Here is a 14,385-nt window from a genome sequence, read left to right as displayed (position 1 = left end):
CTCTGGCGGAAACCGTCATCGGCCTCTTCAAGACCGAGGTGATCCATCGACGTGGTCCGTGGTGCTCCTGCGAGGCCGTCGAGTTCGCCACTCTTGAATGGGTCGATTGGTTCAACCACCGGCGCCTGCTCAAGCCCCTCGGCAACATCCCGCCCGCCGAGGCGGAAGCGGCCTACTACGCTCAGCTTGAGGTCATGCCGATGGCCGCCTAAATCCAAGCCAATCAGCCTCCGGAAAAATCGGCGCGTTTCAGTACACTACCGCCGTCTGCATCAGCGTGATCCACATTTAGCAGCGTAAGCCAACTTTGCGTAAGAAAGGGCGAGTGCTGGCTTGTGCGCTCGCCCCTTGTGACCGTCAGGATTTCACAAGACCGATCGAGGTCAGGACCTCGCGCACCCGGGCACCCTCTGCCTTGAGGAAGGCTGCGAACTCATCTCCGGACAGGTAGTCGTCATCCCAGCCCTTCTGCTTCAGAATTTCCTGCCAGGCTGGCGATTTGACCATCTTGTCGATGGTGTCCGTGAGAGCCTTACTCTGGTCCGCTGAAATTCCGGGAGGCGCGACGACCGACCGCCAGTTGGTGATCTCAAGATCAATGCCCTGGTCCTTCAAGGTAGGCGTCTCGATGCCCTCGCGCCGGGTCGGTGACGTCACTGCAATGAGGCGAAGCTTGCCGGCCCTGATCTGTCCCTCGAGTTCGCCGAGTCCGGAAATTCCAGCCGTCACCTTGCCGCCGAGGATTGCGGCCAAGGCCTCGCCGCCACCGGAGAACGGAATGTAGTTGATCTTCGTCGGGTCGGAGCCCGCAGCCTTGGTGATTAGGCCGACCGCAATATGGTCGACGCCTCCTGCGGACCCCCCGCCCAGCGGACCTTCGCGGGATCGGCTTTGATCGCCTCGATGAGATCGCGAGCGGATTTGATCGGAGAGGCCGTCGGGACAACAATGGCTTCTGCTTCAGCGGTGAGGCGCGCGATCGGCGTCACTTGCTCGAACGTAACCGGCGCATTGTTGGTCAGGATAGCGCCCATCATGACCAAGCCATTGACCACAAGCGAGTTGCCGTCGCCCTTGGACCCCGTGATAAACTGCGCGATGCCGATTGTCCCTCCAGCCCCTGGCACGTTCGTGACTTGGACACTCTTAGCCAGGCCGAATTGTGTCAGGGCCTGCTGCATCGAACGGGCCGTCTGGTCCCAGCCGCCACCAGGGGCAGCGGGTGCCATGATCTTCAATTCGGCCTGTGCAAATGCAGAAGTCGCGAACAAGGCCGTAGCGGCCACGATCAACGTGCGTGACAGGCTCTGACGAAAATGCATCATAAGTTCATCCTCCCGGACTCGAGGTTCAAACACCGGTCGCTATGGCGCCGAGTGGAATCGTCCTACGGGATGAAGCTGACACCAAACTGACTTGGTCTTGCAAATTGCCGTGACGCGGGCGGAGTGGAACTTCTGCCAGAGAAGATGGTCACGTCTGTGATTGGGTGACGCAACCGGGTGCAGCTGAGAGCAACACGCATCACCTGGTGGGCACCGTATCCTTCTCCATGGCCGCCTCCGCGCGCAAAGCCTCGCGGTCGCGGCCAATTGTGGCGACCGCAAGGGTACGACCGGATTTTCGGAATCGTGCGATGCAGTCCCGCCTCTCGACGCTGCCGTCAATCTCGATCTCGTCCCACTGCTGGGCGTGTCCGACATAACGGATCGAGAGGTCGTAATGCTTGCTCCAGAAGAACGGCACGGCGGTGTGACGCCGGCGCAGTCCCAGCATGTTGAAGGCGGCCGTCTGGCCGAGACGCTCGGCGACGACCCAGTGCTCTACGCGAATGGCATCGCCCGTATGGGCGTCGGGCCAGCGCGCGATGTCGCCCGCCGCGAAGATGCCGGGTACGTTGGTCGCGAGGTATTGGTCCACGACCACGCCGTGATCGATCGCCAAGCCGCTGCGTTCGGCGATCTCGGTTCGCGGCGTCACGCCGATGCCGACCACCACGAGATCCGCATCGAGCTTGCTGCCTCCCTTCAGGGTCACGGTCGATGCGTCGATCGCCGGCTGGAGTAAGGAGGACGACTCTAAATCTCAGTCGGTAGCCCCAGACTGACGAAGGGCTTCTCGATGGAATCCACACAGCTCATTCCGGATCTGATCTTCCGAATAGGGTAGGCCGCCAGCGGACACATCATTGGCGACCTTGAGAACGACGTCGGTATCTCCCTCGGTCTCGAAATCCGCCATGTGAACCTCGACGGCATATGCCGTCAGTTCAGTATTCGACAGTCCGAGAAGACGGCCTGCCCAAAGTCCAGCGAGGACGTTCCGCCGCGCAATGACGCAGTCACGCGTGTCGTCTTCTATGCACCAGAACGATGCGCTGGAACGGGTATTCTTCAATGCGGCAGTGGTCATCGTCAGTTCACCCAATGTTCGGCCCATGCCCACCCTTATGGAGGACTCTCCTGTTCCGCGTCAGGCTTATACAGTCGTAGCTGACACGAACCTGACGCAACCAAGGACGCCGCGCATAGCTCTCGTGTGGAGCACCGCATCTTGCGATTTGTTTGTCGGGTCATACTGTGTGTCGAGAGATCTTGTGATGGCTAAGCCCGATCACCGGCCCGTTCCCATCCTGAGTCTGCGCGGAACGACAGGTCCGGAGGGACTGGCCTTCGTATCCGGTGCATAAGGAAAAGAACCCGGGATACTGGGCGTCGTGACTGAGGAAACGTCTTGGCACCCCAAGGGCGTCTCTCTTGCGAGGTGGACAGTTGGACGACTCAGACAAGGAAATGGAAACGGCCATCTCCCACATCAGGCAGAGCACGGCCGCTCCTATCGAGCGTTTCCTCGATGCCGTGACGAGGCTGCGCGTCGAGGAAGCTGCTGCATCGGAGCGCAACACGTGCTCGCATGCGGCTCCAGGTGCAAGACAGCCGCGGGTTGTTGCCAGTCGACTTGGCAGTATCAAGACCTTGATGCGTTTAGCCAGAATGCTCCAGACAAGTCTCCGGCCGGGATCGCGCCTCTGACCTATCGGACGAAAACGAGCGATCGACTGGACCGTTCTCCGGGAATATCGCCATCGATCTTGCAGGCATCTACGGAAGCGTCTCGAGATTGCGCCTGTTCAGGTCCCACGGAATAGCTTCGCCGATCAAAGTCAGTTTCATGACAGGTTGATCCGCTACTACGACTTCACTCTGAACACGGGGCAGTTGCAGCCTTCATCGGCTTGCCATTGCCCAGCTTTGCAAGCCGGATCGCCACTTCCGAATTGAGAGCATCGGAGTGTGTGGGGTTCAGACCTCGGTAGGTCTCACGTGACCATAGAAGTTACCTACGGGCAGGCGCCCGCAGGACTGAAATATTCTGAAGCGAGATCCTGGAGATGATGGTGCCAAATCATCAATATAGAACGAGTCCCGATATCGCCGGCATCGTGATCGCCGGCGTACTTCTGCTGCTCTCCGCAGTAGTCTGGTGGGACATGAACAGCCTCGGTGTTGCAGCGACCTACGGCATCGGTCCGAAGGCGATGCCTGGCGTTGTTAGTGCCGGCTTGGCCATTCTTGCCGCGGCAAATCTGGTTCAGGCACTTCGAGGAGAACTGCCGCACCGGGAAACGGGAAACCCGAGAGCCATTCTGCTCATCCTGGGCGGGCTTGTTGCCCTCATGACGCTGATCGGGATCGGCGGCGGCTTTATCCTGGGCACTGCAATCCTCTTTGCGGCAACATCCCGTGCCTTCGGTCGCAATGCCTTTCTCATTGATCTCGCGATCGGGTTCATCCTTGCCGTCGTGATCTACGTCCTCTTCGCCAAGCTGCTCGCCCTGTCGCTGCCGATGGGCCCCCTCGAGCACCTGATCTGACGGAGCTACTCCATGTTTGAATCCCTCTTTGCTCTGTCTCACGGTCTGAGCATTGCCATCCAGCCGATGAGCCTCCTGTTCGCGCTGCTCGGCACCGCGGTCGGCGTCCTGCCCGGCATCGGCCCGGCGCTCACGGTCGCGCTTCTGCTGCCGGTCACCTACAAGCTCGACCCCGGCGGCTCACTCATCATGTTCGCCGGGATCTACTATGGCGGCATGTATGGCGGCTCGACCACCGCAATCCTGATCAACACCCCGGGCGAAAGCGCCTCGATGGCGACCGCGCTCGAGGGCAACAAGATGGCCAAAGCCGGCCGCGGCGGCCCGGCACTTGCAACTTCGGCAATCGGCTCCTTCGTGGCCGGCACGCTCGCCACTCTCGGGCTCGCGTTCCTGGCGCCGTATCTCGTTGATCTCGCGGTGCAGTTCGGCCCGGAGGACTACTTCGCCCTCATGTGCGTCGCCTTCGTGACCGTCTCGGCCACTTTCGGCGACTCGCCTGTTCGAGGCCTCACGAGCCTGTTCATCGGGCTGGTCCTGGGCCTCGTCGGCATCGACCTACTCACCGGTCAGGCGCGCCTGACCTTTGGCGTCCCGGACCTGCTCGACGGCATCGAAATCACGACCCTGGCGGTCGGCCTCTTCGCTGTCGGTGAGGCGCTCTATGTCGCCTCACGCCGGCACATCGAGGAGGAGAAACTCGAGCCCGTTCGCGGTTCGCTGTGGATGACCAAGGAAGACTGGAAGCGCTCCTGGAAGCCATGGCTGCGCGGCTTCGCCTTTGGCTTCCCGATCGGGGCTCTCCCGGCGGGCGGGGCCGAGGTGCCGACCTTCCTATCCTACTCGGCGGAGAAGCGGCTCACCAAGCACCCGGAGGAGTTCGGTCACGGCGCCATCGAGGGCGTCGCCGGGCCGGAGGCGGCCAACAACGCCTCGGCAGCCGGGACGCTCGTGCCCCTGCTGACGCTCGGCCTGCCGACCTCGGCGACGGCGGCCATGATGCTCGCCGGGTTCCAGCAATACGGCCTCAACCCCGGCCCGTTGCTGTTCGCCGAGAGGCCCGACCTCGTCTGGGGGCTGATCGCGAGCCTGTTCATCGCCAACATCATGCTGCTCGTGCTGAACCTGCCGCTGGTCGGAGTTTGGGTGCGCCTGCTCGCCATTCCGCAGCCCTGGCTCTATGCCGGCATCCTGGTGTTCGCCACGATGGGCACGATCGCGGCAAATCCGTCGGTGGTCGAGCTCGGCCTGCTGACCGGCTTCGGGGTGATGGGATACCTGATGCGGAGGTATGACTTCCCGATCGCGCCGGTGGTCGTCGGCCTGATCCTCGGTCCCGTGGCAGAAAGCCAGCTGCGCCGGGCGCTCTCGATCAGTCTCGGCGATCCGATGGTGCTCCTGCAGAGCCCGATCTCGGCCGCCCTGCTTGCAGTTGCACTCATTGCTCTCGTGGCGCCGTTCGTGATGCGCGGATTGAACCGCTTCCAGGCTGTCGAGGATTGATATTGCTGGCCGCAGCCTTCTCGTGAAGAGCCGAGGCTGCGGCCAGCACCTCCTGATCCGAGATCCCAGAGAGAAGCCAGAACATTGAGCGAAGTGAATTCCGGCGCGCGCGAAGCAGTGATACGGACCATCACCATGCCATCCGACACGAACCCAGCTGGAGACATCTTCGGCGGCTGGCTGATGTCGCAGGTGGATCTGGCGGCAGGCAATCAGCGGCCCGCCGGGCGCGCGGCCGCTGCGCAACGGTCGCCGTCGGCGCCATGGAGTTTCACAACCCGGTCCATGTAGGCGATGAGGTGTCCGTGTATGCGGACTTGATCTCCGCCGGGCGCACCTCGATGAAGTTCAGGGTAGAGGCTTGGCGCCGGTCACGCGACGGTGACGAGCAGGTCAAGGTCACCCCGGCGGTCTTCACGTTCGTCGCCATCGACAGCGGCTCTCGCCCACGACCCGTCCCGCCAACCTGAGTGTCATTCGTTGGCTAACGCGGGTTGGCTTCACTTGAGATCGACCGGCGCCACTCGGCGAGCAGCCGTTCACGCTTGGCTCGATCCTGGACGGCCAGAAGCTCCGGCCCGATGGTGATCGGTCTTAAGAGTCCGGCTGAAGTTAGCCACATTGGACCATCGACCTCTTCCGGAATGGGGAAATCGGCACTGAAGTAGAACGACGCTTCGTGGCTCTTCTGCTGGCCTCGTTTAGAGAGGAGGTAATCCAGAAAGCGGAAGCCTGTCGCAGCATCCCGGGCTGCGCGTGGGACGAACGCCGCACGGCTGAGCACGATGGTATAATCCCGCGGGATAACGACTCTGAGAGGAGCCCCGCGCCTGACCGCGGCAACCGCATAAGACCCGATGAGGTTATAGCCGATCGCAAGACGTCCAGCGGAAATGTCCGTCAAAAGGTCAGTCGTGCAGCAGCTCGTGACGACCTGGGCACGCCCGAAAGCCTCCAGGAGTCGGCCAAAGATGGTTGTCCTGCGGGCATCGTATGACGCGAACAGGTACCCGATGCCGGACTGCGAGATATCGTAGGTGCCGATCTTTCCCTGGTATACCTCCGGCTTCGATCGAAGGAGATCGATGAGTTCCGCTCGCGTGCGCCGGACATCCTCCGACGGAACCAGATTTTGGTTGTACACGAAGACTGCTGGTTCGAACGTGAAGCCGAAAACCTCATCCCGCCATTGCGTCCAGGAGGGCATGCGGAGTGTCGTTGGCGAGCGATAGGGTGCTGCACAGCCGTCATTCACCAGTTTGACCAAGTGATCGACGGAAGATGACAGGATCAGATCCGCGGATTCATCCTCGCCCTCGCAAGCCGTGGCCGCGTGTGCGAACAGCTCGTTCGTGAGATACTCGGTATATTCGACGGTCACATTGGGCGAGAGCGCCTGGAAATCCCGAATTAAGGGTTCCATCGCAGCCAGATCAGTAGCGGCATGGACCGAGAGAACGACCTCCTCGTGCTGCACGGCCGGAAACCGTGTCGTCTCGGCGGCTTCGACCGTCGTGATCATCGCTCCTGCAGCGAAGAGAACGGGCACGGCGCGGAGTGCTTCAAAAAGAAACCTCATGCAGGATGGTCCACGCGCGGCAGCTCATCAGGCCCCTGGAAGCGCTTGAAGCGCAGGATAACCGCAAATCCATCCTCGGAGCGTTCGCGAAAGCGTAACTCTCCTCCGTGAGCGCGCACCACGTCACCGGCTATGGCAAGGCCAAGGCCGGAACCGGTACTGCTCTTGGTATGAAACGGCTCTCGCACCCGCTGCCATTCGGAGGCCGGAATTCCCGGCCCGTCATCGACGACTTCGATCACGGCAGCGTCCTGATCAGTGAAGACACGGACTTCGAGGCGAGTGTTCCCCCCATGCTTCAAGGCGTTGTGGATTAGGTTTGACAGTGCTTCACGAATGCTGACCGCGTCCCCACACATGAAAACGGGATCCGCCGGCTCCTCGAACGAAATGTCAACATCGCGATCGAGTGCGAGTGGAACAGCACTTATCAGAGTCTGGCGGGCCAATGCAGCGAGGTCTATGGGTTCGAAATTTGCGACCTCCGCACGGTGAATGACCATGGCGTGACTCAGGAGCTGGTTTGTCAATCGGCCCAGCTCCGATGTCCGCTCTCTGACCCGCTCGAGCTGCTGCTTGCGGCGGTCTGGGCGCTCCTCTTCGGAGAGAAGATCGACCTGAGGGGCAAGTCCGGCAAGCGGAGTTCGGATCTGGTGGGCTGCATCGGCGATGAACCGCTGCATCAACGCTATGCGCCCGGCCAGGCGGTCCATGAAGCGATTGATGGTGGAGACGAGGGCCTGAATCTCACGAGGGGTCTCCAGGTCAAGCGGGTTCAGATCCTTCGGATCCCGGAATTGAAGCTCCCGCTCGGTTCGCGCCAGGGGCTCGAGCGCATGCCGAACGGCGAAAAGAACACCAACGAAGGCAAGTCCTGTCGTAGCCAGGACGAGAAGCAGAGCCTTGACTGTCAGATCGCGTGCGAGGCTCGTGCGCGCCTCCCGGGTCTGAGCAACAACAACTTGTGCCCATCCTGAGATCATGGGGTCGGAGATTTGACGGCCGACGACGGCGATCCGCACAGGGAATCCTTTATAGACGCCGTCCGATATTATCGGCTCCTCTGTCGACGTGAACGGCTGAAGGGGGGCAAGATCGTCATACCCAGTAAGGACAGAGCCTCTCGGGTCCAAAACTTTATAGAAGATCCGGTCGCGGCTCGACAGCGACAGCGTCTCGAAAGCGGAGACCGGCGGATCGACGGAAACGATGCCGTCTTGGGCATAGATGCTTTCGGCAATCTGAAGCGCTGCTCCGACCAGAAGGCGGTCATAGGCGTCATCAGCCGCGATCCGAGCGTAGAACCATGCTGCCGCTCCAAGGGCAATTGTCCCGATGCCGAAGATAGCAGCAATGACCAGAATGATGCGTGAGTAGAGGGAGCGGCCCCGTTCGATCATCGGCACACGATCTGATATCCAAGCCCTCGAAGCGTTCGAATTTCCGCTCCCGAGCCGGCGAGCTTCTTTCGCAGTCGAGCCACGTATTGCTCTATTGCGTTCGGACTGGGATCGTCGCCGAACCCGAACAACTGGTCCACAAGCTCGTCCTTCCCGAAGATGCGGCCGGGCCTTGCGGCTAGTATTTCGAGGAGCGTCAATTCGCGGCGAGTCAGATCGATCGGTGCACCGTCGATCGCTACCACTCTCGAACCACGATCGATGATGAGCTTCCCACAGACGAGCTCATTGGTCGGTTCGCCAGCACTCCGCCTGAGAAGGGCCCGCGCTCGGGCTTCCAGCTCTCGATAATCGAAAGGCTTCACAAGGTAATCGTCTGCTCCAAGATCGAGAGCATCGACCCGGTCGTCAACCTGCGATCGCGCAGTGAGAACGAGAACCGGGATCTTTGATTTGCGCTGCCTGAGACGCTTCAGAATCGAGAAGCCATTGAGAGCCGGGAGGTTCACGTCCAGGATGACGAGATCGTATGTCTGGACCTCCAGGACCTCGTCGGCGGTTTGGCCATTCTTTTCCCAATCGATCGTGTGACCAATCCGTTCAAACCGGGCGACGATAGCCTCTCCGACATCCACTGTGTCTTCAACGAGCAGGATGCGCATATCCGCCTCTGATCGCCTGTCGCACTACCGCTGGTTCGGCGTCAGGTTCGTGACAGGTTGGCAGGGTAAGCAACTCCTGTGGGCTCGCCAAGTGGGCGCCCGTTCGGTTCCCGGCGGCAGGTGCCCTGAACTGCGTGCCGCAGGCGCTAAGAGGCGGGCTGCAAGACGAGACGTGATCAAGCGTAGGCGTAACTACAGGCTTCAGGGCGTCAGCGCCCGAATGGATATTGGAGGATACAAGTGCAGATCACAGGCATGCTCCACGGGGCCAGGCTCCTGCGATTCGCTGGATTTCCGACCTCGGAGGTCCTTGGCCCGGATGCCAGCGAGGAAGAGATCAAGGCGCTTCTCGACCGCTACGGCACGATCTTTATCAAGCCGGTGTTCAAGGGCGGAGTTGGCAAGAAGGGCAAAGCCGGCCTCCTCGGACGTGCTTCGGATCTGAGGACTGCCCTCAAGGAAAAGGAGCGGCTCTACTTCGTCGAGCACCGCGTGGGAGCGACATTCGCCAAGGCGAATGGAGTCACGTTCGAGGGAGCCGTTCCGGCGGAACACGAGGTCTATTTCTCGATCTCCGACTCGACCCGCTTCCGCGCGCCGACCATGACCCTGACCCATCACGGTGGCGTGGATATCGAAGAGGTCGACAAAAGCCTCGTGGCCCAAATCCCGTTCGATGCGCTGACGGGTCTCAAAGCCTTCGTAGTCGCGAATGCTCTCTCGGAATTGAATGCTCCGAAGCAGATCATCTCGCCTCTGGTTCAGTACCTGCCGAAGCTGTGGGAACTCTATCACAATTTCGGCATGACCACCCTCGAGCTGAACCCGATCCGGATGCGCCTCGAGCGGAACGGCCGTCTCACGCCTGTCGCCTGCGATTTCAAGTGCGGCTTCGATCGGGATGACCCACGCTGGGAACGCCTCAACCTACCCAATCACCTGTTCGCAATCGACTACTCGGACTTCGAACAGGAGATCAACCAGCTCCGGACTTACCAGGGCCAGAGCGATGTTTACGTGATCAACCCGCAAGGCACGATCCTGGCGCCGACCTTCGGTGGGGGCGCCAACTCCCTCGTCACCCAGATGCTCGGCGACGATGCGATCATCTCATCGGATTTCGGCGGCAACCCGCCCTACGAGAAGATGAAGGATGTGGCCCGCATCTGCTTCAGGCACTGGCTGAAGCAGAGCAACGTGCTCTTCATCATAGGCGGCAAGTCCAACAACACCGATATTTTCGAAACCTTCCGCGCCATGGCGGATGCGCTGCGGGAGCATTTCGGCAAGCACGGCCCCTCACCTCTCTACGTCGTGGCCGGTCGCGGCGGTCCAAACCTCGTTCGCGGCATGGGCGCTCTGCGCGACACACTCGAGGCGCTCGGCTTGCCCTACCGCCTCTTCGGCTTCGACTCCGACATGAGCGAAGTCATCAATTACGCCCGGACCGCAGACGCCTGGATGAAGGCCGGAGGCCGTGACGAGATCGCGACCAGGCTGCGGATCGCGCTGCCGGCCGCCGCTTAACGGCCAGTCACACCCTTACCCGGCAGAAGCCGATCGAGACATCGGAGACGACAGTGTTCAAGCAAGGCGTCGGCAGCTTCAAGTATTACCTGGGCATCAGCTCCCTCGATCAGATCGCCACGCGCGAGGATCGCGTCTGCGTGCTCAATATTCTCGGTGGTGAGTCGAGCGACGTGACCCCGGTGGGCCATGCCTATTCCGGTGGAAACGTAGTGTTCGGGACCTCGCCCGGGCGTCGCGGTCAGGTGCTCGAGACGCCAGTCGGTCCCGTTCCGGTCTACAACAATGTCCGCGAGGGCCTCGAGGCCGGGCACCGGTTCAACTGCGGAGTGGTGTATCTGCCGCCCTCCGGCGCCCGGGACGGGGTCGCCGAGCTGATCCGGGTCAATCCCGAGCTCAAGAAAATCTTCATCGTCACGGAGAAGCTGTCCGTGCACGATTCCCGTGAGATCCGCGCCCTGGGGCAGCAGAACGGGATCGATATCTTCGGCGGCAACAGCCTCGGCGTGGCGGATTCCTGGAACCAGATTCGGATCGGCGGTGCGCTCGGCGGCGACAACCCCGGCGAGGCTCTCCGCAAGGGCTCGATCGCGATCTTCTCCAACTCCGGCAACTTCACGACAACGATCGCCACCTATCTGCGCATGGCCGGCTGGGGCACTACGACGCTGATCTCGAGCGGCAAGGACGTCTATATCCACTATGCCGCGCCGGAATTCGGCTTCGCGCTTGCGAACGATGCCCGCACCAAGGCCGCCGTCCTGTATGTGGAGCCCGGCGGCTACTATGAGCTCGACGCCAACTTCAACAAGCCGGTCATTGCCTGCGTGGTCGGCCGCTGGAAATCGAAGCTCACGCGAGCCGTCGGCCATGCCGGCGCCATGGCCGGTGGCAACGACGACGCCACGGCCAAGGAACAATGGTTCATGGCCAAGTTCGGCGTGAACGACATCTTCACGCCGGACAATCCCGTCTTCTCGTCCCGTGGCGCGGTGGTCACCAACATCGCCCATATCCCCCTCGCCCTCACGGCGGTGATGCAGGCGAATGCAGCTCGGCCGGACTTCGAACCCGAGGGAAGCCTTGCCCTCAAGCCTTGGTTCGGCGCAAACCAGGAAATCGTGCTCCCGCCGGAGCTCGATCTTCCGGTCGTCGAAGCCGCGAGCCCGTACGACAAGCAGATCGCGCACCTGAACCGGCAGATCGGGGCAGTGTTCCCCCGGCAACCCATGAAGGATGCGTCCGGCGCCTCGCAGATGGATGCCAGGACCCAGATCACGGCTCTCCATGGCACGTCGATGCTAGATGCGGCGCTGCTGCCCATCGAGTCCAACATCTGCCTGTCCCTGCTGCGCGAGCCCGGCGGCGAAAACGAGCGCACGCTCGTCAATGCGGCGGTGGGCGCGGAGATCAACCTGTTCGGCACGCCCGCCCTGCTTGCGGCCCAAGCCGCACGGGAAGGGGGCAATGCCCCCAACACCGTGCTTGCCGCAGCGTGCAGCATCGTCGGGCCTCGATATGCTGATAGTGCCCGCCAGGTTGTGCGTGCGCTCGTGGAGCGTTTCTCGGCAGCCGGGCTGAAGAGTGCCGTTGACGAGGAGTTCGACTTGAGCTTGGTCGACTTCGACGGCCTCGGCGGAAAACTGCTTGTATCCGACGAACCCGACGCCAGGGCAGATGCACTGCTGAAGGGACTTCAAACCCGCGGCGCGCGATCCGTATTCGTGCGTTACCTGCGCACCTTGAACGGCTATCCGACCGCAGATGCGGTTCTGGCTGCGGTGGCTACGACGCTGGCTTGGGATTCCCTGATGCGCAAGCGGATCTCCCTCATCACCGCGGAGACGCTGCCTTGGTGGCTGCGGCTGTTCGGTGTGCTGATCGGCGCCTCTGCCAATGCGGCTCGGCACGAGCAGAAGGCCTTCTGCGGGATTCCGAATGAGGAAATTGTCGGCTCGCGCACTCTGGGAGAGGTCACCTTTGCGGCACTCACGGGCACGCAGCCCGAGTCCGACAGCCTGTTCGCCTTCCAGACCCTGATCGGTCTCCTGCTCTCGAACGGGCCCGGGACGATCTCGGCTCAAGGAGCGAAGGGGGCCGTCTCCGCAGACGGCCCCGAGACGCCAGAGCGTGTGCAGCTCAATAAGGCGCTCACCGGGTTCCTGACCCATTCGGGCTATGCCCATGGCGGCAACGGCTACGAGGGTGTCGCGTTCCTGATCGAGCAGTTCCAAGGCGCGGATCTGACCGACCCTGGCGATCCGGATCACGGAATAGACCTGTCCGGGCTCGCCCATAAGTTTGCTACCGAATATGCGAGCTACAAGGCTGACAAGAAGACGGCAGGCAGCCTGGGCATCCGGAAGATCCCAGGCGTGAACCACCCTGTCTTCAAGGACAAGCCCGTGAACCAGGACCCGCGCGAGGTCTTCATCAGGGATCTCTTTGAGCAACGCGGCGAATACAACGTCTTCCATGCGTATTACCAAGAGCTCGCGAAGGCGCTGTACGAGACCGGGGTGTCCCGCAACGTCTACTGTGTCAACATCGACGCAGTGATTGCAGCCCTTCTGCTCAAGATGCTGTGGCAACCCTACCGGGACGGCAACCTGGCGAAAGAGGCACTCGAGACGAGCGCATTCACGATCTTTCTCTATGCGCGTCTGCTGGGTTGCGCCGCGGAGATCGACGACCACCTCAACCGCGGGCGGAACATGGATACCCGCACGGCCGCCTCGAAATGCCAGTTCGTGTCCTGATCACAACCTGATGAGGAGATGCGAGGATGAGTGAGCTCCTGACGACCGGAGCCCTCACCGCCTTTCTCCAGGTAATCATGATCGACCTGGTCCTGGCGGGCGACAATGCGGTGGTCATCGGCCTTGCCGCCGCGGGACTGCCCAAGGAGCAGCGTAGCAAAGCCATTCTGGTCGGGATCATCGCGGCGACCGTGCTGCGCATCGTGTTCGCGGCTCTGACGACACAGCTCCTGGAGATCGTCGGACTTCTGCTTGCCGGCGGCATTCTGCTGCTCTGGGTGTGCTGGAAGATGTGGCGGGAGTTGCGGGCCGGCCATGCCGAGAAGGATCTCGAGGCCGAGGAGGCCCTGGAAGATCGCGACCTCGACCAGGACGGCCAGATCGCCGAACATGCGCCGCGCAAGACCTTCGGCCAGGCGGCAGGGCAGATCGTCATCGCGGACGTCTCCATGTCCCTCGACAACATGCTGGCCGTAGCGGGCGCCGCTCGCGAGCACCCGGTCGTACTGATTTTCGGACTCGGGCTTTCCATTGCCCTGATGGGCCTCGCCGCGAGCCTCATCGCCCGCCTGCTTCAGCGCTATCACTGGATCGCCTATGTGGGCTTCGCGGTCATCCTCTACGTGGCATTTGAGATGATCTACCGCGGTGCCCTCGAGGTCTGGCCGGTGTTGTGACCAAACAGGAATTTGGGCGCCTTGATACCTGCCGCCTGATCATCCGCCTCTGGGTGGTCCCGCTTCAAGCCCGAAGGGGCTGCCGTCCACCGGCTTCGACGACATCCTCCTCGACCTTCACGGCTTCGGGCTCGTCGGCTTCGAGATCCGTCTCCTGGTTGAGCCCGCGATGGAGGCAGTTTTCATCGAGCACGCCTTCCCACTTGGCGACCACGACGGTGGCAAGGCCATTGCCGATCAGGTTGGTGAGCGCCCGCGCCTCGGACATGAACCGGTCGATCCCGAGAATCAGAGCGATGCTCGCCACCGGGATCGTGCCGACGGTCGCGAGTGTCGCGGCCAGCACGATGAATCCGGAGCCCGTCACTCCGGCGGCGCCCTTGGAGGTGAGCAGGAGGATCGCA

General features: G+C 61.8%; 12 protein-coding genes and 2 pseudogenes. 7 read left to right on the top strand and 7 right to left on the bottom strand.

Going from position 1 to position 14,385, the window contains the following annotated elements; genetic code table 11:
* Positions 1-212: IS3 family transposase (locus BN1233_RS24845; protein WP_046866314.1), on the top strand; the 212-nt coding region annotated here is incomplete at its 5' end.
* A gap of 145 nt (positions 213-357) precedes the next feature.
* Here the strand turns inward: BN1233_RS24845 and BN1233_RS24840 are convergent.
* The 3 genes and pseudogenes from BN1233_RS24840 to BN1233_RS24830 all read right to left on the bottom strand — a co-directional run bounded on the left by BN1233_RS24840 (position 358) and on the right by BN1233_RS24830 (position 2,412).
* Positions 358-1,325, bottom strand: a pseudogene (locus tag BN1233_RS24840) (Bug family tripartite tricarboxylate transporter substrate binding protein).
* A 199-nt stretch (positions 1,326-1,524) separates the two neighbouring features.
* Positions 1,525-2,037: an FAD-dependent oxidoreductase gene (locus BN1233_RS24835; RefSeq protein WP_052763922.1), complete on the bottom strand. Its 513-nt coding sequence runs from the start codon at positions 2,035-2,037 to the stop codon at positions 1,525-1,527.
* 48 nt (positions 2,038-2,085) lie between these two features.
* Positions 2,086-2,412 (bottom strand): ATPase inhibitor subunit zeta, encoded by a 327-nt coding sequence (locus tag BN1233_RS24830; RefSeq protein WP_046866561.1) that lies wholly within the window; start codon positions 2,410-2,412, stop codon positions 2,086-2,088.
* Positions 2,413-3,391: 979 nt separating this feature from the next.
* On the opposite strand from BN1233_RS24830, the gene BN1233_RS24825 reads away from it, so the two are divergent.
* From BN1233_RS24825 to BN1233_RS24815, 3 genes and pseudogenes are all read left to right on the top strand, one after another.
* Positions 3,392-3,874 carry a tripartite tricarboxylate transporter TctB family protein gene (locus BN1233_RS24825; RefSeq protein WP_244889840.1) on the top strand — a complete coding sequence of 161 codons (483 nt, stop codon included), beginning with the start codon at positions 3,392-3,394 and terminating at the stop codon, positions 3,872-3,874.
* 12 nt (positions 3,875-3,886) lie between these two features.
* Positions 3,887-5,377, top strand: coding sequence for a tripartite tricarboxylate transporter permease (locus BN1233_RS24820; protein WP_046866313.1), 1,491 nt, complete (start codon positions 3,887-3,889; stop codon positions 5,375-5,377).
* A 135-nt stretch (positions 5,378-5,512) separates the two neighbouring features.
* Positions 5,513-5,847: pseudogene (locus BN1233_RS24815) on the top strand (acyl-CoA thioesterase).
* Between the two features lie 14 nt (positions 5,848-5,861).
* Here the strand turns inward: BN1233_RS24815 and BN1233_RS24810 are convergent.
* The 3 genes from BN1233_RS24810 to BN1233_RS24800 are packed head-to-tail and all read right to left on the bottom strand — an operon-like array spanning position 5,862 to position 9,018.
* A complete protein-coding gene (locus tag BN1233_RS24810; protein ID WP_046866312.1) occupies positions 5,862-6,956 on the bottom strand; it encodes an ABC transporter substrate-binding protein in 1,095 nt (364 codons plus the stop codon).
* On the bottom strand, positions 6,953-8,356 hold the full coding sequence (locus BN1233_RS24805) for a sensor histidine kinase (protein WP_046866559.1): 1,404 nt from the start codon (positions 8,354-8,356) through the stop codon (positions 6,953-6,955). Before BN1233_RS24805 ends, BN1233_RS24810 begins: the two co-directional genes overlap by 4 nt.
* Positions 8,353-9,018: a response regulator transcription factor gene (locus BN1233_RS24800; RefSeq protein ID WP_046866311.1), complete on the bottom strand. Its 666-nt coding sequence runs from the start codon at positions 9,016-9,018 to the stop codon at positions 8,353-8,355. Before BN1233_RS24800 ends, BN1233_RS24805 begins: the two co-directional genes overlap by 4 nt.
* Before the next feature lie 240 nt (positions 9,019-9,258).
* Here BN1233_RS24800 and BN1233_RS24795 point away from each other — a divergent pair, with 240 nt between their 5' ends.
* Genes BN1233_RS24795 through BN1233_RS24785 form a run of 3 tightly spaced genes read left to right on the top strand, consistent with a single transcriptional unit; the run spans position 9,259 to position 13,981 of the window.
* Positions 9,259-10,545 carry an ATP citrate lyase citrate-binding domain-containing protein gene (locus BN1233_RS24795; RefSeq protein WP_046866310.1) on the top strand — a complete coding sequence of 429 codons (1,287 nt, stop codon included), beginning with the start codon at positions 9,259-9,261 and terminating at the stop codon, positions 10,543-10,545.
* Between the two features lie 53 nt (positions 10,546-10,598).
* On the top strand, positions 10,599-13,304 hold the full coding sequence (locus tag BN1233_RS24790; protein WP_046866309.1) for a CoA-binding protein: 2,706 nt from the start codon (positions 10,599-10,601) through the stop codon (positions 13,302-13,304).
* 26 nt (positions 13,305-13,330) lie between these two features.
* A complete protein-coding gene (locus tag BN1233_RS24785; RefSeq protein WP_046866308.1) occupies positions 13,331-13,981 on the top strand; it encodes a TerC family protein in 651 nt (216 codons plus the stop codon).
* A gap of 64 nt (positions 13,982-14,045) precedes the next feature.
* On the opposite strand, the gene BN1233_RS24780 is transcribed toward BN1233_RS24785, so the two are convergent.
* A partial coding sequence (locus BN1233_RS24780) for a cation:dicarboxylate symporter family transporter (protein WP_147707539.1) occupies positions 14,046-14,385 on the bottom strand: 340 nt, incomplete at its 5' end.

It is taken from the genome of Microvirga massiliensis (assembly GCF_001006805.1).
In the GTDB taxonomy this organism is placed as follows: domain Bacteria; phylum Pseudomonadota; class Alphaproteobacteria; order Rhizobiales; family Beijerinckiaceae; genus Microvirga; species Microvirga massiliensis.
The sequence above is the reverse complement of the archived record's forward strand: the minus strand, read 5'-3'. Positions and strand labels throughout refer to the sequence as shown.